Source organism: Novosphingobium oxfordense (assembly GCF_044029435.1).
In the GTDB taxonomy this organism is placed as follows: domain Bacteria; phylum Pseudomonadota; class Alphaproteobacteria; order Sphingomonadales; family Sphingomonadaceae; genus Novosphingobium.
This window is the reverse complement of sequence record NZ_CP147005.1, coordinates 2,859,647-2,880,897: the sequence shown is the minus strand read 5'-3', so window position 1 is coordinate 2,880,897 and position 21,251 is coordinate 2,859,647. Positions and strand designations below refer to the sequence as shown.

Here is a 21,251-nt window from a genome sequence, read left to right as displayed (position 1 = left end):
GGCGTCTTGTTTTTACGGGAAATATCCGAATCGGACGGGTCGGCAATCGGGCGTCACAGTCAGCGCCCGATCACTTCCCCCACTTCTTCTGCATCTTGCCATAGCGGGTCTTGCGGGTACCCGGCTTGCCTTCGTTGCTGCGGCCGACGATCGGGGCTTTCCGGTGTTCGTCCGGGATGCCGAGTTCGCTGGCTTCCAGTTGCCGGATCTCGTCGCGCAGGCGGCCGGCTTCCTCGAACTCCAGGTCGGCGGCGGCGTTGCGCATCTTCTTTTCGAGATCTTCTATATAGGCGCGCAAGTTGTGGCCGACGAGGTTGTTCTGACCTTCGGCGTCGATGTCCACCAGCACGCCGTCGCGGCTGGCGGTGTCGGCCACGATGTCGGCGATGCGGCGCTTGATCGTCTGCGGGGTGATCCCGTGCGCCTCATTGTATTCCTGCTGCCGGGCGCGGCGACGGTCGGTTTCGGCAATGGCGCGTTCCATGGAGCCGGTCATGCGGTCGGCATAGAGGATCACGCGGCCATCGACGTTGCGCGCGGCGCGGCCGATGGTCTGGATCAGCGAGGTTTCGCTGCGCAGGAAGCCTTCCTTGTCGGCATCGAGGATGCAGACCAGCCCGCATTCGGGAATGTCGAGGCCCTCACGCAAGAGGTTAATGCCCACCAGCACGTCGTAGACGCCCATGCGCAGGTCTCGGATCAGTTCGATGCGCTCCAGCGTCTCGACATCGCTGTGCATGTAGCGCACGCGCACGCCGGCCTCGTGCATGAATTCGGTCAGGTCCTCGGCCATGCGCTTGGTGAGGGTGGTGACGAGGGTGCGATAGCCCTTCTCCGCCGTCGCCTTGCACTCGACGATGCAGTCCTGCACCTGGTCCTCGACCGGGCGGATCTCCACCGGGGGATCGATCAGGCCGGTGGGGCGGATCACCTGTTCGGCAAAGACGCCGCCCGATTCGTCCATCTCCCAATGGCCGGGCGTGGCCGAGACGGCGATGGTCTGCGGGCGCATCGCGTCCCACTCGTTGAAGCGTAGCGGGCGGTTGTCGATACAACTCGGCAGGCGGAAGCCGTATTCGGCCAGCGTGATCTTGCGGCGGTGGTCGCCCTTCGACATCGCGCCGATCTGCGGCACCGTCTGGTGGCTCTCGTCCACGAAGAGCAGGGCGTTGTCCGGCAGGTATTCGAACAAAGTCGGCGGCGGCTCGCCCGGCATGCGGCCGGTCAGGAAGCGCGAATAGTTCTCGATCCCCGCGCAGGAGCCCGTGGCGGCGATCATTTCGAGATCGAAATTGGTGCGCTGTTCCAGCCGCTGGGCTTCGAGCAGGCGGCCCTCGGCCTCCAGTTCCTTCAGGCGCTCGGTCAGTTCGAAGCGGATCGCCTCGCTCGCCTGCTTCATCGTCGGGCCGGGGGTGACGTAGTGCGAGTTCGCGTAGACGCGCACCTTTTCGAGTGCGGAGCCCTTCTTGCCGGTGAGCGGATCGAACTCGGCAATCTCCTCGATCTCGTCCCCGAAGAACGAGATGCGCCAGGCGGTGTCCTCCAGGTGGGAAGGGAACAGTTCCAGATTGTCTCCGCGCACGCGGAAGGTGCCGCGCGTGAAGGCGGCGTCGTTGCGCTTGTACTGAAGGGCGACCAGCTTGCGGATGATCTCGCGCTGGTCCTGCGTGTCCCCGGTCTTCAGGTCGAAGATCATGGCCGAGTACGTCTCGACCGAGCCGATGCCGTAGAGGCACGAGACCGAGGCGACGATGATCACGTCGTCCCGCTCCAGCAGCGCCCGCGTGGCCGAGTGGCGCATGCGGTCGATCGCCTCGTTCACCGAGCTTTCCTTCTCGATGTAGGTGTCCGACCGGGCGACATAGGCTTCCGGCTGATAGTAATCGTAGTAGGATACGAAGTATTCGACCGCGTTCTCCGGGAAGAAGTCCTTCATTTCGGCGTAGAGCTGCGCCGCCAGGATCTTGTTCGGCGCCAGGATCAGGGCGGGACGCTGCAGGTGTTCGATCACCTTGGCCATCGTGAAGGTCTTGCCGGAGCCGGTGACGCCCAGCAGCACCTGCGTCTTCTCCCCCTCTACGGCGGTGGAGACGAGATCGGCGATCGCGGTGGGCTGGTCACCATTCGGTTCATAGTCCGAAACGACGGTGAATGGCCGGCCCGGCATCGACTTGTCGGGCCGCGCCGGCTTGTGAGGGACGAACGTGCCCGAAGTGTCCGGTTCCTCAAGGCCCCGGCGAATGATCAGTTCTGCCATGGGAGAACATATGGGGTATATGCGGCGTGCTCGCAACGGGGCTCTGAGATTCCAGCGTTGCCCCATTGCCGCGAAAATCCGTCAATTGCGGATTCGCGAATATGATTCGTGGCGGCTTCCGCGTGTCGATGATACTTCGTCTCCCTTTGGGAACGGTGCGAAAGGTCTCGATTCTATGAAGCGGATGGCGGCGATTTCGATGGTTTGTCTGGCGGTTGCCTTGGCGGCTTGCGGCTCGAAGGAGCAGAACAAGGCAGGCGAATCGAAGTCGATGGACGAGGTGAAGCAGGAAGCCGCGCAGCTCCAGCGTCCAAAGCCGGGCCAGTACAGGCAGAAGGTCGAGATCACGAAGATGGAAGTGCCCGGCATGCCTAGCGAGGCCGCCGAACAGATGAAGACGATGATGGCCAAGGGCCAGATCAACGATTTCTGTCTGACCCAGGCCGAAGCCGACAAGGGCTACCGCGACATGTTCGACGGTATCGGCAAGGGCAGGGAATGCACCTATTCGCGGTTCGAGGTTGATGGCGGCAAGCTGGATGCCCAGATGGAATGTACGTCCGGCGATCAAGGGCGGGCGGTCATCCAACTGGCCGGCACGGTGACCGATCAGGGATCGGACGTCAGGGTGAACATGGATATGTCCGGCGGCCAGGGGCCGACGGGCCAGATGACAATGGCAATGCACATGACCACGGAGCGCGTGGGCGATTGCAAGTAAGTACGACAGGTAAAGGATCGAAGTGAACGGACCGGCCACGCGACAATTGGACATGATGCGCAGCGCCATCGCGCGCCGCGCGGCATTGGCGCGCGAGCCGCATCCCGAAGGCGTGAGCAAACCCTCGCTGCGCCTGTTCCTGGCCGAACTCGCCTCGCTGCGGCGGGGCGGGAAGAAGCCGATCACGGTCGAAAAGGCGCGTCATCCCCAGCCGGTGATGCTGCTTCCCGGCTTCGGCGCGCATCCCAACCGGATGCGGCCGATGGCGGAAGCGCTGGCGGAAGCGGGGCATCAGGTTCACGAATGGGGTCTTGGCCTCAACCTTGGCCCCAATCAGCAGAACTTCACCTTCCTGATGCGGCGTGTCGGCGCGCTGGCGCGCCAGCACAAACGCCCGATCGCGCTGGTGGGTTGGAGCCTGGGCGGCCTGTTCGCGCGTGAGATCGCGCGGCGGGAACCCGATTGCGTGTCCAAGGTGATCACCATGGGCACGCCGTTCTCGGGCGATCCGCGCGCCAACAATGCCTGGCGCGCCTATCAGATGGTGACCGGGCACTCGGTCCACGCGCCGCCGATCGATTGCGACTTCACGGTGAAACCGCCGGTGGCGACCGTTGCGCTGTGGAGCCCGCGCGATGGCGTGATCCATCCCCGATCGGCCTGCGGCTGGCCCGGTGAGCGTGACCGGGCGGTGGCCGTGCGCTGCTCGCACCTTGGGTTCGCCAGCGATCCGCGCGTGGTGCGGGAAGTGCTGCGCCAATTGGATGTAGAGGAAGCGGTCGCTTAAGCCATGACGTCTTCGCTGGGGCGGGACACTGGCGGCCGCGTCGCCAGCGAGCAGCCGGCGCTGGCGGAGATCAGCATGGCGACGGCCAGCCACTGCAATCCGCTCAACCGTTCGTCCAGCACCAGATAGCCGACGATGGCGCCCAGCGCGGGGGCCATGCTGCTCAGCAGGCCGACGATGCGGCTGGGTAGCTGCCGCATGGCCCGCATTTCCAGCACATAGGGCAGCGCGCTCGACAACACGGCCACCACCGCCCCCAGCGCCAGAGCGTGCAGCGGCAGGCTGGCCGGAGCGGAGGCGAGGCCGAACGGCACGGTGACGCAGCAGGCCACCACCATGCCGACCGACACCGCGACCGATCCGCCGACTTCCGATGCACGCCGCCCGCACAGGATATAGAGCGCCCAGCATGTCGCCGCGCCCAGCGCAAAGACGATGCCCAGCGGGTCGAGCGCGTGCGTGCTGCCTTCCCACGGAATCAGCAGCGCCATGCCGCCCAGCGCCAGCGCCAGCCAGAGGAAGTCCTTCACCGAACGCGATGTCGCCAGCACCAGACTGAGCGGCCCGCAGATCTCGATGGCGACGGCGATGCCGATGGGGATGCGGCGGATCGCCCAGTAGATCATCAGGTTCATCCCGCCCAGCACCAGCCCGTAGAGCAGCAGCCACTTCAACTGCCGCGCAGTGATCGGCACGCGCCACGGGCGGGCGATGGTCAGCAGGATCAGCGCCGAGATCGTCGTGCGCAGCGCGGCGACGCCCTCCGGCCCGGCGATTGGAAACAGGCTTTTGGCGAAAGCCGCCCCCAGATTGATCGAGGCTTGCGCAACGACGATCGAAAGGCCGGCGAAAAGGGCGGTGCGGTCGGTCGTCGAGGTCATGCCGGGGCGATGCCCGCGCTGTGCGCGTGGGGCAAGGGAGAAAAGCGCGCGGTACTTTGCCGGGGTTGGATGCAAGCCAGCGCGTCGCCATCAATTCGATCAAGCTTCTACGCGGATCAAGGCGCTATGATCGTTTCTCACATTCCGTCGTCCCCGCGAAGGCGGGGACCCCGCTTGTTCTTGCGGCAAGGAAAAAGGAAGCGGGGCCCCCGCCTTCGCGGGGGCGACGAGTGTATTGGATGGAGTGTTGTCCAGGGAACGGACCGAGGTAAAGGCTCCTGAAGTGACCGTCTCGTCCAGTTACGGCCTGAAAAGATCACCGCGCCCGCTTCACCAATTCCAGCGCCAACATATCTACGCTGTTGTCGTCGTTCGGAGGCGCCAACATCATTATGTGCACTCCAAATTACCCGAGCGACTTTGAGCCAAGAGGATCCAATAAGGCTTCTCGTATCTGCATGTCCGACGACAAGCCAAACGTCCTCCGACGTTCAGTCTGAAATTCCGGCGAAGCCTGCGCTACCTAACCGGCGGACGCCGCCGATAGCTCAGCGCCTCGGCAACATGCATGCGCCCGATCTGCTCGGCGCCCGCCATGTCGGCGATCGTCCGCGCGACCCTCAGAATGCGCGTATAGCCGCGTGCCGAGAGGTGCATGGCCTCGGCCGCCTGCATCAGCAGTTTGCGACCATCTTCGTCCGGCGTCGCGTGCGCTTCGAGCAGTTCGCCGTCGAGTTCGGCATTGGTGCGCTTGCCGGTGCCGTGAAGCCTTGCGGTCTGCACCTGTCGCGCATGGGCGACGCGCTGGGCGACTTCGGCGCTTCCCTCTTTGGGCGGTGGCAGCGCGAGGTCCACCGCGCGGACCGGATCGACCTCCACATGCAAGTCGATGCGGTCGAGCAGCGGGCCGGAAACCTTGCTCTGGTAGTCCGCAGCGCATTTGGGCACGCGTGAGCAGGCGAGCGCGGGATCGGCAAGATGTCCGCACCGGCAGGGATTCATCGCCGCCACCAGCTGCACGCGCGCCGGGTACGTCACATGGGCATTGGCACGGGCGACCGAAATCTCCCCGGCTTCCAGCGGCTGGCGCAGCGAATCGAGCACCGCGCGCTGGAATTCCGGCAATTCGTCCAGGAACAGCACGCCAAGGTGCGCCATCGAGACTTCGCCCGGCCGCACGCGCAATCCCCCGCCCGTCAGCGCCGCCATCGAGGCGGAGTGGTGCGGCGCGCGGAACGGGCGGGCGCGGCTGATGCGTCCTTCGTCCAGCGTTCCGGCGACCGAGGCGATCATCGAGACTTCCAGCGCTTCGGCCGGGGTCAGTTCGGGCAGGATGCCGGGCAGGCAGGAGGCGAGCAGCGATTTGCCGGCCCCCGGCGGTCCGCTCATCAGCAGGTTGTGCGATCCGGCAGCGGCGATTTCCAGCGCGCGGCGGGCCACTTCCTGTCCCTTGACTTGCTTCAGGTCCGGCCCGCGCGCCGGCGGATCGGCGCGGCCCAGTTCCGGCAGGGGCAGGACTTGCGTGCCTTTCAGGTGGTTCAGCAGGCTGATCAGGTTCGGCGTTGCCACCACCGGCACGCCTTCCGCCCACCGTGCCTCGGTCCCCTGCGCGGCGGGGCAGATCAAGCCCTTGTCCAGCGCGCTGGCATGGAGCGCGGCCAGCAGCACGCCGGGGGAGGGGATCACTCGGCCGTCCAGCGCCAGTTCGCCCACGGCGACGAAATCGCTCAACTGTTCGGCATCCACCACCCCCATCGCCGCCAGCAGGGCTAGCGCGATCGGTAGGTCGTAGTGCGATCCCTCTTTCGGCAGGTCCGCCGGCGAAAGGTTGATGGTGATGCGCTTGGGCGGCAGCGCCAGCCCCATGGCCGTCAGCGCCGCGCTGACGCGTTGCCGGCTTTCGCCCACTGCCTTGTCGGGCAGGCCGACCAGCGTGAACGCGGGCATTCCCGGCGCCACCTGGCATTGGACTTCGACCGGACGCGCCTCCAACCCCAGGTAGGCGACGGTCGAAATGAGTGCGACCACGAAGGACCCTTGGCTCTCAGGATTATTACTACGGAAACTCGGTGTTTCCTTGGAATGACACTGCCCCCCGGAGCTGTCGATATCCAAACCGCTACCCAGGCTAATGGTTACATCGTTTTAACCGCAAGTCTCACGGCTTGGGTAAGGACTTGCGGCGCAGTCTTGCTGCATGCGTTCACTTGTCGCTGCCCTTTCCGCATCGCTATTGGCCCTGCTGCCGCTGGGCCCCGCGCCCGTCTGCGCGCAGGAGGTTGCCGCTTCGGCCAATCCCACGCTCGCCTACGAAATGGTGATCTTCGAAGAGCCGGGCTACGTCCAGCAGCCTGTCGCGATGATTGCCGACGAGGCGGCTGCGGTGGTGGGCGGCGAGCGACTGGTCGATAGCGGCTGGCAGCAGGCGCAACCCGCGCCGATCCCGGCCGGGCTGGCGCGCTATGGTCCGTTCCGGGTGGTCGATGCCCAGCATGTCGCGCTGGTCGATGTTACCGATTCGCACAGCCCCGCGCAGTTCGCCGCGCTGCTGCACGACTGGCCGACCATCGCCGAGATCGAGATGATCGAATGCCCCGGCACCGAGGACGACTTTGCCAACTTGCGGCTGGGCCGGATGATTCGCGAGCGCGGCATCGCTACCCATGTGCCCGATGGCGGGTCGGTGCGCTCGGGCGCGGTGGAGCTGTTCCTGGCCGGCACGCGCCGTTACGCCGATGCCGGCGCGGAATTCGCGGTCCATTCGTGGATCGACGATTCGGGGCACGAGGCAGGCGATTTCGCTGCCGATTCGCCTGAGAACCGGCGCTACCTCGATTACTATCGCCAGATGGGCATGGATCCGCAGGAGGCGCGCGCCTTCTATGCCATGACCAACTCGGTGCCGTTCGAATCGGCGCTGTGGTTCGGCGCGGCGGAAATGGGGCGCTGGGTCCGGCTGGACCGCGAAGGGGCCTGAAACCGCCCGCCCTGAGGTCCTGACTCTAGCCGAAAAGGCGGCCGAATTGGCCTTGCGGGCGCCTTGGCGGAGAGGTTCCGCTGATCTCGAACAAGTGGTTGGCCAGCAGCGCGGCCTGATTGCGCGTCATGAAGATTCGCGTGACGTCGGGTTCTTCGCCCGAATGCCAGGTGGATCGTTCGTAGTTCTGGATGTCCAGAATCAGATTCGGTCCGAAAGTCTGCGAAGACCAACCCACCAGCACGCCGACCCGATCGTCCTCTTTCATCGCAATTCCCGTATGCAGCCGCCTTGGGGCAGCCTATCACGGCGGAAGGGGCGGCACTTGCGACCCCTTGGCTATCCGCGCCCGCCCTTATGGGGTAGGGCGGCGCGATATTCGGCGGTTCGCGGCCGAAACGAAGCGCCTTTGCCTTGACTCTGTTCGGACGCTCCAGTATCGGCGCGCTCTGCTTTGCGGTCGTCCAAGTGCGGGCGGCTTCTTTTATTCGGATTTTCGAGGAACGTCATGAAGCGTACTTTCCAGCCCAGCCGCCTTGTCCGCGCCCGCCGTCACGGCTTCCGCGCCCGCACGGCGACCGTCGGTGGCCGCAAGGTGCTTCGTGCGCGCCGCGCTCGCGGCCGCAAGAAGCTCTCGGCCTAAGAACTCTTCCGGCCTCACGGCTGGATGCGGCACCGGCCCGTGCCGCCATCCGATCTCTCGCCTGCCCAGCGCGTGGTGAGGAATCGGGTGGCGGCACGGGCCGAGCCCGTTTGTAGTCCGCGCGCCTGATACCTATCTCCCGGCTGACATGACCGCCGCCTATTCCACGATGACCCGCCGGGCCGACTTCGTTGCGGCCAATGGTGGCCTTCGCGTGGCGCGGCCGGGCTTCGTGCTTCTGGCCAAGGGCAACGATGGGCAGGGGCAGCGGGCAGGCATCACCGTCACCAAGAAGATCGGCAATGCGGTGGTGCGCAACCGCATGAAGCGGCGCTTTCGCGCGCTGCTGCGCGAATTGCTGCCCGAACACGGCCTTGCCGACACCGATCATGTGTTGATCGGCCGCGAAGGCGGCGTGGAGCGCGATTTCGCGCTGCTGCGGGACGAACTGGTGGCGGCGCTGGGCCGGGCCCATGCCGGCAAGGGCGATCCGCCCCGCAACCATCGCGGCCGCAAGGGCAAGCCCCGCAAGTGAAGCGCCTGTTCGCCTTGCTTGCGCGCCTGCCGGGCCTGCTGTTGATCGGCATCGCCCGGGCGTGGCAGCTGGGCCCTTCGCAAGTGCTGCCGCCGTCCTGCCGCTATTCGCCCTCGTGCTCGCAGTATGCGATCATCGCGGTCCGCAAGCACGGTGCGATTAAGGGTGGCTGGCTGGCGTTCAAGCGTCTATTGCGCTGCCAGCCTTGGGGTGGGCACGGCTACGACCCGGTGCCGGACTGACATTGAATTGAGGCAGTGGTCGCGCCATCGCGCTGCCGCCGCCTTCGACGGGATTACGACAGGAAAGCCTTCGTGAATAACCAGCGCAACATCATTCTGGCGGTCGTGCTGACCGCGCTCGTGCTTTTCGGATGGGAAGCCGGCGTCAGCCACTTCTACCCGAACGCCAACAAGCCCGCGAAGGTGGAGCAGACCGCGAATACCGCGCCTGCCGCCAACGGCGCCAAGCCCACCCGCGAGGGCGGCCTGCTGAACGCGGCCGACGTCGCGCTGGAACAGCAGGACCTCAAGACCGCGCTGACCCATGGCGGCCGCCTGCCGATCCAGGCGCCGGGCGTATCGGGCTCGATCAACCTCAACGGCGCGCTGCTCGACGATCTGGTGCTCAACCGCCATCGCGAGACGGTGGAGAAGAACTCGGGCCCGGTCCGCATGTTCTCGCCCTCCGGCACGCCGGCGCAGCACTTCGCGCAGTTCGGCTGGGTCGGGCAGGGCGTCAACGCGCCCAACGCGAACACCGTCTGGACCGCGCCCGCCGGCGCCAAGCTGACGCCGACCACCCCGGTCACTCTCACCTGGGACAACGGCCAGGGCCAGACTTTCGCGCTGACCTTCAAGGTTGACGACAACTACATGATCACCGCCGACCAGAAGGTGATCAACAAGGGCCCGGCACCGGTCACGGTGCAGCCCTTCGCTTTCGTGAACCGCACCAACCGCACCGCCGCGGCCTATGCCTGGACGCTGCGCACCGGCGGCATCGGCGCGTTCGACGGCTCCGTGGTGTTCGGTCCCAAGTACGACGATCTCCTGAGCTCCGGCGCGCAGAACCAGGCCGGCAAGGTCGACTGGATCGGCTTTACCGACGTCTATTGGATGTCGGCCGTGATTCCGGTCAACGGCAAGGCCACCGGCTCGTTCCGTTCGCTGGGCAACCAGCTGTTCCGTGCCGACGCCGTCTACGAGCAGACCGTGGTGCAGCCGGGCCAGGCGCTCAGCCGCCAGACCATGCTGTTCGCCGGCGCCAAGGAGCACGCGGTGCTCGACGCCTACGAGAAGGCGGGCGTCGCCAACTTCGGCCTCGCCATCGACTGGGGCTGGTTCCGCTGGTTCGAAAAGCCGATCTTCTGGCTGCTGGTGAAGCTGTTCGCCATCACCGGCAACTTCGGCGTCGCCATCATCCTGCTGACCGCGATCGTGCGCGGCATCATGTTCCCGGTCGCCCAGCGCGGCTTCGCCTCGATGGCCGCGATGCGTGCGATCCAGCCGAAGATGAAGGCGATCCAGGAACGCTACAAGGACGACAAGGAGAAGCAGCAGCTTGAAATCATGAAGCTGTACAAGGAGGAGAAGGTGAACCCGCTTGCCGGCTGCCTCCCCATGTTCCTCCAGATCCCGGTGTTCTTCGCGCTGTACAAGGTGCTGAACCTGGCGATCGAAATGCGTCACCAGCCGTTCGTGCTGTGGATCAAGGACCTTTCGGCACCCGATCCGCTGCACATCCTGAACCTGTTCGGCATGCTGCCGTTCACGCCCCCGGCCTTCCTTGGCATCGGCGTGCTGGCACTGCTGCTGGGCGTGACCATGTACCTGCAGTTCAAGTTGAACCCGCAGCAGATGGATCCGGCGCAGCAGCAGGTCTTCGCCCTGATGCCCTGGTTCATGATGTTCATCATGGCGCCGTTCGCCTCGGGCCTGCTGGTCTACTGGATCACGTCCAACCTGCTCGCCATCGGTCAGCAGAAGCTGCTCTACGTCATGCACCCCCAGTTGAAGGCGCAGGCGGACAAGGAAGCCCAGGACAAGGCCCGCGCCCGCGATCGCGAGAAGAAGGCCTGATCGATGACTGAGGAATTTGAGAACGACGAACTGGTCGAGCAGGCGCGGAAACTCTTTTCAGGGCCGGTGACGTTCCTGAAGAGCGCGCCCGCGCTCAAGTTCCTGCCCGAATCGGGTGAGCCGGAGATCGCTTTCTGCGGCCGCTCGAACGTCGGCAAGTCGTCGCTGCTGAACGCGCTGACCGGCCGCAAGTCGATTGCGCGTACTTCGGTCACGCCGGGGCGCACGCAGGAACTGAACTTCTTCGACGTGGGCGAGCCGCTGCAGTTCCGCCTGGTCGACATGCCCGGCTATGGCTTCGCCAAGGCGCCGCCCAAGGTCGTCGAGACCTGGCGCCGCCTTGTGCGCGACTATCTGCGCGGCCGCGTGGAACTGAAGCGCACGCTGTTGCTGGTCGATTCGCGCCACGGCGTGAAGGCTGTCGACGCGGACATGATGAAGATGCTGGACGAGGCCGCCGTCGGCTATCGCATCGTCCTGACCAAGGCCGACAAGATCAAGGCGAGCGAACTGGAAAAGGTTCACGCCGAAACGATCGCCGAGGCGCGCAAGCACCCGGCCGCCTATCCGGAGGTGCATGTCACTTCTTCGGAAAAGGGTCTCGGCATCGCCGAGCTGCGTGCAGCGGTTCTGGCCGATTCGCTGATCTGAATTTGATCCGGGCGGGCGGGGCAATCTCGCCCGACCCGGTTTCATATTTCAACCCCGATCCCTCGTTTCCAATCCCCGTCATCCCCGCGAAGGCGGGGATCCCGCTTGTTCTTCGGGCGCGCGGAGGCGGAATGAGGCGGTCTTCCACCCCTCCGCACTAATCGAAAAGGAAGCGAGGCGCCCGCCTTCGCGGGGGCGACGAGGGGGAAGAGGCACGGCCGGGTTTGGCATCGTGCTTTCCGTTCCACTCTAGCCACTTACGTAACGTCCGGCCCTTTATCCGTCACGATAGCGTCGCATGCGTCTGTCGTAATGGCGGCTCCGAAATCCGATCCGTGCCGGAACACTCCGGAAAACCGCATATGTGACGATTGCGTGACCGGCTCGCTTCCCCTAGGGGCACGCGGTCGCGCGTCAGAGAAGAAAGGAGACTCGCCATGCGCCAGATCGCCGTTCTTCCCTATCGCACAGTCGGCCCCGCCGTCGATGCGCCGATCCAGATCCTGCTGATCACGTCGCGCAGCACGCGCCGTTGGGTCATCCCCAAGGGTGGCCTGATGAAGGGCCTGCTGCCCCACGCCGCTGCCGCTGCAGAGGCGGAGGAAGAGGCGGGCGTGCTGGGCGCGGCCTGCCCGATCCCGCTGGGTTCGTATCGCTATCGCAAGCAGCGTGCTTCCGGTGCATCGGTATGGGCGGATGTGGATGTATTTCCCTTCGCCGTTACCGAAGAACTTGACTCATGGGACGAACAGCATCAGCGCGAACGCCGCTGGTTCTCTCTCGCCGACGCCGCTAAGGCGGTCGACGAAGAGGATCTTCGCGCGCTGATCCGGTCCTTCGGTGCGCGCGAGTTCCGCGCTGCGGCCAGCCCCGCGCGCCTGATCGGCGCGATGGCTGACCGCATGGCCGACAAGACAGGGATCAATACAATGTTTGCCTGGTTCCAGAAGCTGCTTCCGCAGCAGGGCAATTTCTTCGATCTGTTCGAGCAGCAGGCTGCGACGCTAGTCGCCGGTGCCGACGCGTTGGCGCGTCTGGCACAGGGCGGTTCGGGCCGCGCGCAGCACATCCGCGAGATCGAGGAGCGTGAGCACGACGCGGACAATATTACCCGCGAAGTGCTGCAGACCGTGCGTCGCACGTTCCTGACGCCGTTCGACCGTTCGTCGATCACCAGCCTGATCACGACGATGGACGATGCCATCGACGAGATGCAGCAGGTGGCCGGCGCGGTGAACCTTTACGAAGTCAGCGAGTTCGAGCCCGAGATGATCGACATGGCGGCGATCATCGTCGACGCCGCGCGTCTCACTGCCGAAATCATGCCGCTGCTGCGCAAGATTGCCGACAACGGCCATCGCCTGCATGAACTGACCGAGCGCCTGGTGCGCATGGAAGGCCACGCGGACGAGATCCACGCCCGCGGGCTGAAGCGCGTGTTCAAGGAAGACAGCGGAAAAGACGCGCTGCACTTCATCGTCCGCCAGGAGATGTTCAAGCGCCTCGAACGCGTGGTCGACCGCTTCGAGGATGTCGCCAACGAGATCGACGGTCTCGTCATCGATCACGCCTGACGGTCGCATTTTCCCATGGATCACACGCTTGCCCTGCCGCTGCTGATCGGCCTCGTCGCGCTCGCGCTCGCGTTCGACTTTCTTAACGGGTTGCACGACGCTGCCAACGCCATCGCCACGGTCGTCGCCACGCGCCTGCTCTCGCCGGTCGTCGCGGTGCTGTTCGCCGCTTTCGGTAACTTCGCCGCCTACTGGATCATGGGCCTCCACGTCGCCGAGACGGTGGGCAAGGGCATCATCAACAAGGATGCGGTGACGCCGGCGGTGGTGTTCGGCGCACTTGTCGGCGCGATGTTCTGGAACGTGCTGACCTGGATCAAGGGCATTCCCTCATCCTCCAGCCACGCGCTGATCGGCGGCCTGTTGGGCGCCGGCATCGCGGCGGCCGGGCCAGGCGTCGTCGAATCGGACGGCACGGTAAAGACGGTGATCGCCATCGTCGCCTCTCCGGTGCTGGGCTTCCTGATCGCGATGCTGATGATGCTGGTGACGTCCTGGTTGTTCCGGGGCACCACGCCGCGCCAGTCCAACAGCGTGTTCAAGACGCTGCACTTGTTCTCGTCCGCCGCCTATTCGATCAGCCACGGCGGTAACGATGCGCAGAAGACGATGGGCGTGATCGCGGTGCTGCTCTATTCCACCGGCCACATGCAGGGCGCCTTCCACGTGCCCGAATGGGTGGTGATTTCGTGCTACCTGGCGATTTCCATCGGCACGCTGTCCGGCGGTTGGAAGATCATCAAGACGATGGGCTCCAAGCTGACCAAGCTGAACCACCATTCCGGCTTCTGCGCCTCCACGGCGGGGGCGATCGTGGTGTTCGGGGCGAGTGCGATGGGCATTCCGGTTTCGACCACCCATGCGATCACCGGCTCCGTCGTCGGCACCGGCGCCGCCCGCCGCGCCAGCGCCGTGCGCTGGTCGGTGGCCAGCCGCGTGATCGTGGCGTGGTTCGTGACGATCCCGGCCAGCGCCATTGTCGGCGCGCTGTTCTACGAGATCACGCGACTCTTTTGATCGGTGCGCCATTCGCGGATGCGAATGGCTTGCGGCACCGGCCCACTCCCCCACCCGGCCACCCATCAGGGTACACTCGTGGGTGGCCGGGTGGGGGAGTGGGCCGGTGCCGCTTTGGCCGTCAGGCCGAACGAAAGACTCACCGTTCATTCTCGACTTGGCGCGCCTGAACCGATAGGCCCCGGGTTTAGACCTGGGACTTGGACCTATGGGGAATCCGCGTAAGTGAAGCTGATCATCGGCAACAAGAACTATTCCAGCTGGTCGCTTCGCGGCTGGCTGGCGTGCAAGCAGTCCGGCCTCCATTTCGAGGAGATCACCGTCCCGCTCTATGGTGACGAGTGGGACGTGCAGCGCACGTCGGACGATCTCGCCCCCAGCCAGGGCAAAGTGCCGATCCTGTGGGATGGCGACGCGGTCGTGTGGGACAGCATGGCCATCGTCGAATATCTGGCCGACAAGGTGGGCCGCGACCGGTTCTGGCCCAAGGCCGACGATGCCCGCGCGATGGCGCGATCGATGGTTGCCGAAATGCATTCCAGCTACTTCGCACTGCGCCGGGCCTGCCCGATGAACATCCGCATGCGGGTGGAAGGCGCAACGCTGGGCGAGGACGTACGCGCCGACATCGTCCGCATCCTCACCCTGTGGGCCGAAGCGCGCGCGCGGTTCGGGCGCGGCGGGCCGTTCCTGTTCGGCACCTTCAGCGCGGCGGACGTGTTCTACGCCCCGGTCGTCAGCCGTTTCCTGACGTACGGCATCGGCGTCCCCGGCTTCGCACAGGCCTATATGGAGGCGGTGTGGGAACACGAGTGGATGCAGCAATGGATCAACGCCGCCCAGACCGAGCAATGGGTCATCGAACAGTACGAAACACCGATTAAGTGACCTCCCCCATGAAGAAGATCGTAATGACGCTGGCCGCGATGGCCGGCCTGGCCGCCTCTGCGTTTGCAACCCCTGCCATGGCCTGGGGCGCACTGGGCCACCGGACCGTGGCCGCCATCGCGCTGGAGAACGTGAAGCCCGCCACCCGGGCGCAGATCGCGGCGCTGCTGCGCCATCAGGGCGAACTGGACACGCCCGAATGCAGCGCGAAGACGTTCGAGGATGCGGCCGTTTGGCCGGACTGCATCAAGAACAAGGATGAGCGCTGGCGCTTCGCCTTCATGTCCTCATGGCACTATCACGACCAGCCGGTCTGCGGGACGTTCGACCTCAAGAACGACTGCCGCGACGGCAACTGCGTCACCGCGCAGATCGATCGCAATGCCCGCCTGCTGGCGGACCGCAAGCTGGCCCCCGCGATGCGGCTTGAGGCGCTGATCCTGGTCACGCACTTTGTGGGCGACGTGCACCAGCCGCTCCATGTGGGCGAGAATGCCGACCAGGGCGGCAACAAGGTGGACAGCGGCTATGGCGATGTCACCGGCTTCAACCTTCACGCGGTGTGGGACGGCCTGCTGGCCGAACGCGCGATCAGTTCGGCCAATCCGCCGCTGGTGCGCCGCTATTCGGCCGAGGAGAAGGCCCATCTCGCCACCGGCAAGACCGAGGACTGGGCCCGCGAATCGTGGGAGATCAGCCGCGATGTGATCTACCCGGCTGCCTACGGCGGCAAGCTGCCCTGTGATGTGAAGGACGCCAAGGCGACCTGGAACGAGGCTGCGATCGAAGCGGCGATCCCGATCGTGGACCAGCGCATCCAGCAGGCCGGCCTGCGTCTGGCCAAGATGCTGGACGAAGCGCTCGGCTGAGTTTGATTTGGACAGGCGCATTCATCTCCGCCGGTCCGCACTCTTCAGTTACCCAAAACACCTCGTCGCCCCCGCGCAGGCGGGGGCCCCGCTTTGTTGAGCCGCAGCGCTGAGCCGCGAAGAACAAGCGGGATCCCCGCCTACGCGGGGATGACGGGGATTTTGGATAGGCGTGTGGGTTTTGGCCTCTTAGCGCAGCCTGTCCGTCGGATAGGGCGTACCGTCCTTGTGGAAGTAGCCGGGCCCCTCGAACTTCATGTCGATGTCCGAATAGGCGCCGGATCCGTCCTGATTGCCCGCGCCGATCGCCACGAACACGCAGTCGGCATCGCTCTCGTTGATCAGGTGATGGCCGTTCGTCACGCCCTTGGGCCAGGCGCAGATGTCTCCGGCGCGGAGCACGGTGCGGCCATCGTCCTCCACCAGCACCGCCTCTCCCGAGAGCATCACCAGCATCTCGTCCTCGTCATCGTGCCAGTGGCGCTGGCTGGACCAGGCGCCGGGCTTCAGCGTGACATGGCTGGCCCCCATCTCGGTCAGGCCGCTCGCCGGGGCCAATCGGCGATACCAGCGGCCCGCCACCGGCTGGTCGAACGGGGCCGGATAACCCGTGCGGTTGGACGGGGTGATCGCGTCGATGTCGATTTTGGGCATACATGCTCCCACGCTGGCCGATATGCCGAGGCTATGGTCTTGCGTGCCGACCTGTGCAATGGCCCGCAGCATGACCGAAGCCGTCCAGACCCGCCCGAGCGTCGTCGCGCTTGCCGAAGCCCTGATCGCCTGCCCCAGCGTCACGCCCGCCACCGGCATGGTGTTCGACTGTCTGGAGGCGCAATTGGCACCACTCGGCTTTGATGTGCATCGCGCGATCGCCGGCGAAGCGCCGGACGGCCCGGTCGAAAACCTGTTCGCGATCCGCAAGGGCCCCGAAGGCTCGCGCCACTTCGCCTTCGCTGGCCACCTGGACGTGGTGCCGCCGGGTGAGGGCTGGTCGAGCGGGGCCTTCGCGCCCGAGATCCGCAAGGCTCCGGGTGGTGACCTGCTCTACGGGCGCGGCGCGGTGGACATGAAGGGTTCGATCGCCGCGATGGTCGCCGCTGCCGCGCAGATCCCTGCCGATGCAGGCACCATCAGTTTCGTGATCACCGGGGACGAGGAAGGCCCGGCCCGCTACGGCACGCTCGCGCTGATCGACCACATGCGCGAAGTGGGCGCGATTCCCGACCTCTGCCTCGTGGGTGAGCCTACTTCGGTCAGTCGGTTGGGCGACATGATGAAGATCGGCCGCCGCGGATCGGTGAACATCTGGCTGGAGGTTGAGGGCGTGCAGGGTCACGTCGCCTATCCGCATCTGGCCGACAATCCGATCACCAAGCTGGTCGCCATGCTGGCCGAACTGGACGCCATCGTGCTGGACGAGGGCACGGACTGGTTCCAGGCCAGCAATCTGGAAGTGACCGACCTCACCGTCGGCAACCCCGCCACCAATGTGATCCCGGCCAAGGCATCGGCGCGCATCTCGATCCGCTTCAACGACCTGCACACGGGCGAGAGCCTGTCTGCGCGGGTGACCAAGATTGCCGAGCGCCACGGCGGCACCGCGCGCCCGGTGATCTCCGGCGAGGCGTTCCTGACCGAACCCGGCGATTTCTCCACCCTGCTGGCCGATGCGATCCGGGCCGAGATCGGCGTGGAGCCGGAACTTTCGACCAGCGGCGGCACGTCCGACGCGCGCTTCCTGAAGGACCTGTCGCCGGTGATCGAATTCGGCCTGTGCAACGCAACGATGCACAAGCGGGACGAGGCGGTTGCGGTGGACGATCTGGAAGCGTTGGTGCGCATCTATCGCCGCGTGACGGAGGCGGCTCTGGCCGTTTGATTCGGAAATGTCCGTAAGGGCATGAGCCTTCCGCGCCCGATTTTGGCGGACAACGTCAAGAATAGGGGCGCCCCCGGCGTTGACCGGGCGAGTCACGCTGTTAGTCTCGCCAGCAATTTTATTGCGAGGTGGGAATGGGTCGGCGGCTGACGCTCTATATCATTATCGGCATGGTGCTGGGCATCGCCGTGGGCTGGTTGCTGCATGCGACCCTGCCGGCGGACGATCCGCGCCTGGTCCAGTGGGCCGATTACTTCAAGCTGCTGCCCGATGTCTTCCTGAAGCTGATCAAGATGATCATCGCGCCGCTGGTCTTCGCGACGATCGTCACCGGCATTTCGGGCATGGGCGACAGCGCCGCGCTGGGCCGCATCGGCGGCAAGGCGCTGGCCTGGTTCATTTCGGCCAGCCTGATTTCGCTGGCTCTGGGCCTCGTGCTGGTCAACCTGTTCCAGCCGGGCGTCGGCGTCGGGCTGGAAACCGCCAGCGATCTGGGCAAGCTGGATGTGGCGGAACTGACGCTGCGCCACTTCATCCTCGAAATCTTCCCCAGCAGCGCCGTCGATGCGATGGCGGAAAACAACATCCTGCAGATCTTGGTGTTCTCGCTGTTCGTCGGCGTCGGCCTTACCGCCATTGGCGAAAAAGGCGCGATCATCGTCAAGGTGAGCGAGGCGCTGTCCGAACTGATGCTGCAGATCACCGACTACGTGATGCGCTTTTCGCCCTTCGCGGTGTTCGGTGCGCTTGCCAGCGTGATCGCGCAGCGCGGTCTCGGCATCGTGGTGACGTACGGCGTGCTGGTCAGCGAATTTTACTTCGCGATGCTGCTGCTGTGGCTGCTGCTGTTCATTGTCGGCGGAATATTCCTGCGCGGGCGCGTGGTCACGCTGTTCCGCTATATCCGCGAACCGCTGCTGCTCTCGTTCTCTACCGCGTCGTCGGAGGCGAGCCTGCCCAAGCTGTTCGAACAGCTGGACCGTTTCGGCGTGCCGCGCCGCATTTCGGGCTTCATCCTGCCGCTGGGCTACAGCTTCAACCTCGACGGCTCGATGATCTATATGAGCTTCGCGTCGATCTTCATCGCGCAGGCCTATGGCATCCATGTGCCGATCGGCACGCAGATCCTGATGCTGTTGACGCTGATGGTCAGTTCCAAGGGCATCGCCGGTGTGCCGCGCGCCAGCCTGGTGGTGATTGCGGCCACACTGTCGCAGTTCGGCCTGCCGGTGGAAGGCATCGCGCTGCTGCTGGGCATCGATACCTTCCTGGACATGGGCCGCTCGGCCACCAACGTGGTCGGCAATGCGGTGGCGACCGCCGTGATCACCCGTAGCGAAGGCATGCTCCAGCCGCTGGTCGATCCTGACGAGCAGATGCCCAAGGCGCCCGCGCATTCGTCCTCGGAAGGCCGCCGCGGGCTGAATATCGATCCGGAACAGTACGACAGTTGAGGTCGTAAACTCCTCCCCCTTAGGGGGAGGTGGCAGCGCGAAGCGCTGACGGAGGGGTATCCACGCCAGCGGTGATACCCCTCCACCGCCTTTCAGGCGGTCCCCCTCCCCTTGCAGGGGAGGATCACGTGGAAGTTACTGCGCCAGCTTCACCGGCACGAACGGCGCCAGTCCGCAGCCGCCACCACGCTGGAAGCCACTGCCGACGCGCATCAGCGGAAAGATGATATCCTGCCGGCACAGCTGCGAGAGTGACGTGGCGTAAGTGAAGCTGTCGGCCGACCGCAGGCCGGAGCAGCGATTGGGCAGCGTTACGCGCCATACGCGGTTGCCGGCGCCGCTCATGAAATCGATGGTCCAGTCATCACGAATACGCGTGCTGGAAAACTGGCTGAGCGGCAGGCAATCCTGCGCGGGGCCGATCGCTTCGGCAGCGGGGCTGACCGGCGGCGGCGGTTTTGCCTCCTGGTCGCTACAGGCCGCGAGAGCGAGCGGTGCGATGGCGAATGCGATGTGACGACGGAGCATTGGGCATCCTCCTGATCAGGCAGCCTTGCGCGCGGCTCCCTTCTCCAGAACCTTGTCCTTGTAGTCGCATAAGTCAACGACCGGGCAGCGCCAGCACTCCGGCGTGCGCGCCTTGCAGATGTAGCGGCCGTGCAGGATCATCCAGTGGTGCGAGCCGACGCGGAAGGGCTGGGGCACGCGCTTTTCCAGCTGCTTCTCCACCGCCAGCGGAGTCTTGCCCTTGGCGATGCCGGTGCGATTGCCGACGCGGAAGATATGCGTGTCCACCGCGAAGGTCTCCGCCCCGAACGCGCAGTTCATCACGACATTGGCGGTCTTGCGGCCGACGCCGGGCAGTTCGACCAGCGCATCGCGATCCTCCGGCACTTCGCCGTTATAGCGCGCGACCAGAATCTCGGAGAGGGCGATGACGTTCTTGGCCTTGGAATTGAACAGGCCGATCGTCTTGATGTGTGCCTTCAGGCCTTCTTCGCCCAGCTCGACCATCTGCGCGGGCGTCTTCACCTCGCGAAACAGCGCGCGCGTGGCCTTGTTGACGCCGACGTCGGTGGACTGCGCGGACAGGACCACGGCAACCAGCAGCTGGTAGTTGTTTCCGAATTCCAGTTCCGTCTCGGGCGAGGGGTTAAGCTCGGCCAAGCGGCGGAAGAATTCGAAGATTTCGGCCTTGTTCAAAGGTCCAGCACCTCGGGCATGGTGTAGCGACCGGCGGGCTTGTCCTTCAGCCACTGCGCCGCCTTCACCGCGCCCTTGGCGAAGATCGTGCGGTTTTCGGCCAGGTGGGAGAACGAGAGGCGCTCGTTGTCGCCCAGGAAGTGGACGGTGTGATCGCCCGCCACGGTGCCGCCGCGCAGGGCCGCGAAGCCGATGGTGCCGCTCTCGCGCCTGCCGGTGATGCCGTCACGTGCGCGGACGGCGGCGTTGGACAGGCTGACCTCGCGGCCCTTGGCGGCAGCTTCGCCCAGCAGCAGCGCGGTGCCGGAGGGGGCATCCACCTTCATGCGGTGGTGGGTCTCGACGATCTCGATATCCCAGTCCACGCCCAGCTTGCTGGCGGCTTCGCGCACGAGGTGGGCCAGCAGGGTGACGCCCAGCGATGTGTTGCCGGTCTGGAGTACGGGAATGTGCTGCGCGGCCGAATCGATCAGCCAGTGGTGGCGTTCCTCAAGCCCGGTGGTGCCGACCACGATGGGAATGCCCGCATCCACCGCCGCATCGAGGTTGGCTTCGAGCGCGACGGGGTTGGAGAAATCGATCAGCACGTCCGAATGGGCTGCCAGCGCGCCGATGTCGCCATCGCGGTCCACGCCGCCGGAAAGGTCCTCGCCCGCCGCCGCAATGGCCTCTGCGATCGCGTGACCCATGCGACCTTCGCTGCCGATAATTCCGATTCGTGCCACTTGCCGTCTCCACAAGCCGTCATGCTGAACTTGTTTCAGCATCCATCGTGCTCCAAAACTCAGGGCAGCGAATGGCGCACAATGGACCCTGAAACAAGTTCAGGGT

General features: G+C 65.3%; 22 protein-coding genes. 14 read left to right on the top strand and 8 right to left on the bottom strand.

The genetic code is table 11. The features are described 5' to 3' along the window. Nucleotides 1–70 precede the first annotated feature (70 nt). On the bottom strand, nucleotides 71–2,257 hold the full coding sequence (uvrB, locus tag WBP07_RS13685; RefSeq protein WP_395391814.1) for an excinuclease ABC subunit UvrB: 2,187 nt from the start codon (nucleotides 2,255–2,257) through the stop codon (nucleotides 71–73). Between the two features lie 184 nt (nucleotides 2,258–2,441). On the opposite strand from uvrB, the gene WBP07_RS13680 reads away from it, so the two are divergent. Next, nucleotides 2,442–2,978, top strand: a complete 537-nt coding sequence (locus tag WBP07_RS13680) for a DUF3617 domain-containing protein (RefSeq protein WP_395391812.1) — start codon at nucleotides 2,442–2,444, stop codon at nucleotides 2,976–2,978. A 52-nt stretch (nucleotides 2,979–3,030) separates the two neighbouring features. Continuing rightward, a complete protein-coding gene (locus WBP07_RS13675) occupies nucleotides 3,031–3,765 on the top strand; it encodes an esterase/lipase family protein (RefSeq protein ID WP_395391810.1) in 735 nt (244 codons plus the stop codon). On the opposite strand, the gene WBP07_RS13670 is transcribed toward WBP07_RS13675, so the two are convergent. Then, nucleotides 3,762–4,646: an EamA family transporter gene (locus WBP07_RS13670; protein ID WP_395391809.1), complete on the bottom strand. Its 885-nt coding sequence runs from the start codon at nucleotides 4,644–4,646 to the stop codon at nucleotides 3,762–3,764. The genes WBP07_RS13675 and WBP07_RS13670 overlap by 4 nt on opposite strands. Nucleotides 4,647–5,165: 519 nt before the next feature. Further along, on the bottom strand, nucleotides 5,166–6,674 hold the full coding sequence (locus WBP07_RS13665) for a YifB family Mg chelatase-like AAA ATPase (protein ID WP_395391807.1): 1,509 nt from the start codon (nucleotides 6,672–6,674) through the stop codon (nucleotides 5,166–5,168). Between the two features lie 169 nt (nucleotides 6,675–6,843). On the opposite strand from WBP07_RS13665, the gene WBP07_RS13660 reads away from it, so the two are divergent. After that, complete coding sequence (locus tag WBP07_RS13660; protein ID WP_395391806.1) at nucleotides 6,844–7,623, top strand: alpha/beta hydrolase; 780 nt, start codon at nucleotides 6,844–6,846, stop codon at nucleotides 7,621–7,623. Between the two features lie 25 nt (nucleotides 7,624–7,648). Here WBP07_RS13660 and WBP07_RS13655 read toward each other — a convergent pair whose 3' ends face one another. After that, nucleotides 7,649–7,891: a hypothetical protein gene (locus WBP07_RS13655; protein WP_395391804.1), complete on the bottom strand. Its 243-nt coding sequence runs from the start codon at nucleotides 7,889–7,891 to the stop codon at nucleotides 7,649–7,651. 240 nt (nucleotides 7,892–8,131) lie between these two features. Between WBP07_RS13655 and rpmH the strand changes: the two genes are divergently transcribed. From rpmH to WBP07_RS13610, 9 genes are all read left to right on the top strand, one after another. Next, a complete protein-coding gene (rpmH, locus tag WBP07_RS13650; protein ID WP_039388288.1) occupies nucleotides 8,132–8,266 on the top strand; it encodes a 50S ribosomal protein L34 in 135 nt (44 codons plus the stop codon). A 148-nt stretch (nucleotides 8,267–8,414) separates the two neighbouring features. After that, a complete protein-coding gene (gene rnpA, locus WBP07_RS13645; protein ID WP_395391802.1) occupies nucleotides 8,415–8,801 on the top strand; it encodes a ribonuclease P protein component in 387 nt (128 codons plus the stop codon). 26 nt (nucleotides 8,802–8,827) lie between these two features. Next, nucleotides 8,828–9,043 carry a membrane protein insertion efficiency factor YidD gene (gene yidD, locus WBP07_RS13640; protein WP_395395794.1) on the top strand — a complete coding sequence of 72 codons (216 nt, stop codon included), beginning with the start codon at nucleotides 8,828–8,830 and terminating at the stop codon, nucleotides 9,041–9,043. Nucleotides 9,044–9,115: 72 nt separating this feature from the next. Then, nucleotides 9,116–10,882, top strand: a complete 1,767-nt coding sequence (yidC, locus tag WBP07_RS13635) for a membrane protein insertase YidC (RefSeq protein WP_395391800.1) — start codon at nucleotides 9,116–9,118, stop codon at nucleotides 10,880–10,882. A gap of 3 nt (nucleotides 10,883–10,885) precedes the next feature. Continuing rightward, nucleotides 10,886–11,533 (top strand): ribosome biogenesis GTP-binding protein YihA/YsxC, encoded by a 648-nt coding sequence (yihA, locus tag WBP07_RS13630; protein ID WP_395391798.1) that lies wholly within the window; start codon nucleotides 10,886–10,888, stop codon nucleotides 11,531–11,533. A gap of 437 nt (nucleotides 11,534–11,970) precedes the next feature. Beyond that, nucleotides 11,971–13,107, top strand: coding sequence for a DUF47 family protein (locus tag WBP07_RS13625; RefSeq protein WP_395391796.1), 1,137 nt, complete (start codon nucleotides 11,971–11,973; stop codon nucleotides 13,105–13,107). A gap of 15 nt (nucleotides 13,108–13,122) precedes the next feature. Next, complete coding sequence (locus WBP07_RS13620; protein WP_395328787.1) at nucleotides 13,123–14,124, top strand: anion permease; 1,002 nt, start codon at nucleotides 13,123–13,125, stop codon at nucleotides 14,122–14,124. Between the two features lie 225 nt (nucleotides 14,125–14,349). Next, nucleotides 14,350–15,012 (top strand): glutathione S-transferase family protein, encoded by a 663-nt coding sequence (locus tag WBP07_RS13615; RefSeq protein ID WP_395391794.1) that lies wholly within the window; start codon nucleotides 14,350–14,352, stop codon nucleotides 15,010–15,012. Nucleotides 15,013–15,020: 8 nt separating this feature from the next. Further along, nucleotides 15,021–15,881, top strand: a complete 861-nt coding sequence (locus tag WBP07_RS13610) for a S1/P1 nuclease (RefSeq protein WP_395391792.1) — start codon at nucleotides 15,021–15,023, stop codon at nucleotides 15,879–15,881. A gap of 189 nt (nucleotides 15,882–16,070) precedes the next feature. Here WBP07_RS13610 and WBP07_RS13605 read toward each other — a convergent pair whose 3' ends face one another. Beyond that, a complete protein-coding gene (locus WBP07_RS13605; RefSeq protein ID WP_395391790.1) occupies nucleotides 16,071–16,535 on the bottom strand; it encodes a cupin domain-containing protein in 465 nt (154 codons plus the stop codon). Nucleotides 16,536–16,605: 70 nt separating this feature from the next. On the opposite strand from WBP07_RS13605, the gene dapE reads away from it, so the two are divergent. Then, nucleotides 16,606–17,763, top strand: a complete 1,158-nt coding sequence (gene dapE, locus WBP07_RS13600) for a succinyl-diaminopimelate desuccinylase (protein WP_395391788.1) — start codon at nucleotides 16,606–16,608, stop codon at nucleotides 17,761–17,763. A 134-nt stretch (nucleotides 17,764–17,897) separates the two neighbouring features. After that, nucleotides 17,898–19,217: a dicarboxylate/amino acid:cation symporter gene (locus WBP07_RS13595; protein WP_395391786.1), complete on the top strand. Its 1,320-nt coding sequence runs from the start codon at nucleotides 17,898–17,900 to the stop codon at nucleotides 19,215–19,217. Nucleotides 19,218–19,352: 135 nt separating this feature from the next. Here the strand turns inward: WBP07_RS13595 and WBP07_RS13590 are convergent, their stop codons facing one another. Genes WBP07_RS13590 through dapB form a run of 3 tightly spaced genes read right to left on the bottom strand, consistent with a single transcriptional unit; the run spans nucleotide 19,353 to nucleotide 21,145 of the window. Then, the gene (locus WBP07_RS13590; RefSeq protein ID WP_395391784.1) at nucleotides 19,353–19,745 is read right to left on the bottom strand and encodes a hypothetical protein; all 393 of its coding nucleotides are present in this window, start codon (nucleotides 19,743–19,745) and stop codon (nucleotides 19,353–19,355) included. A 15-nt stretch (nucleotides 19,746–19,760) separates the two neighbouring features. Continuing rightward, nucleotides 19,761–20,420 (bottom strand): endonuclease III, encoded by a 660-nt coding sequence (gene nth, locus WBP07_RS13585; protein WP_395391782.1) that lies wholly within the window; start codon nucleotides 20,418–20,420, stop codon nucleotides 19,761–19,763. After that, the gene (gene dapB / locus WBP07_RS13580) at nucleotides 20,417–21,145 is read right to left on the bottom strand and encodes a 4-hydroxy-tetrahydrodipicolinate reductase (protein ID WP_395391781.1); all 729 of its coding nucleotides are present in this window, start codon (nucleotides 21,143–21,145) and stop codon (nucleotides 20,417–20,419) included. Before dapB ends, nth begins: the two co-directional genes overlap by 4 nt. Nucleotides 21,146–21,251: the final 106 nt, after the last annotated feature.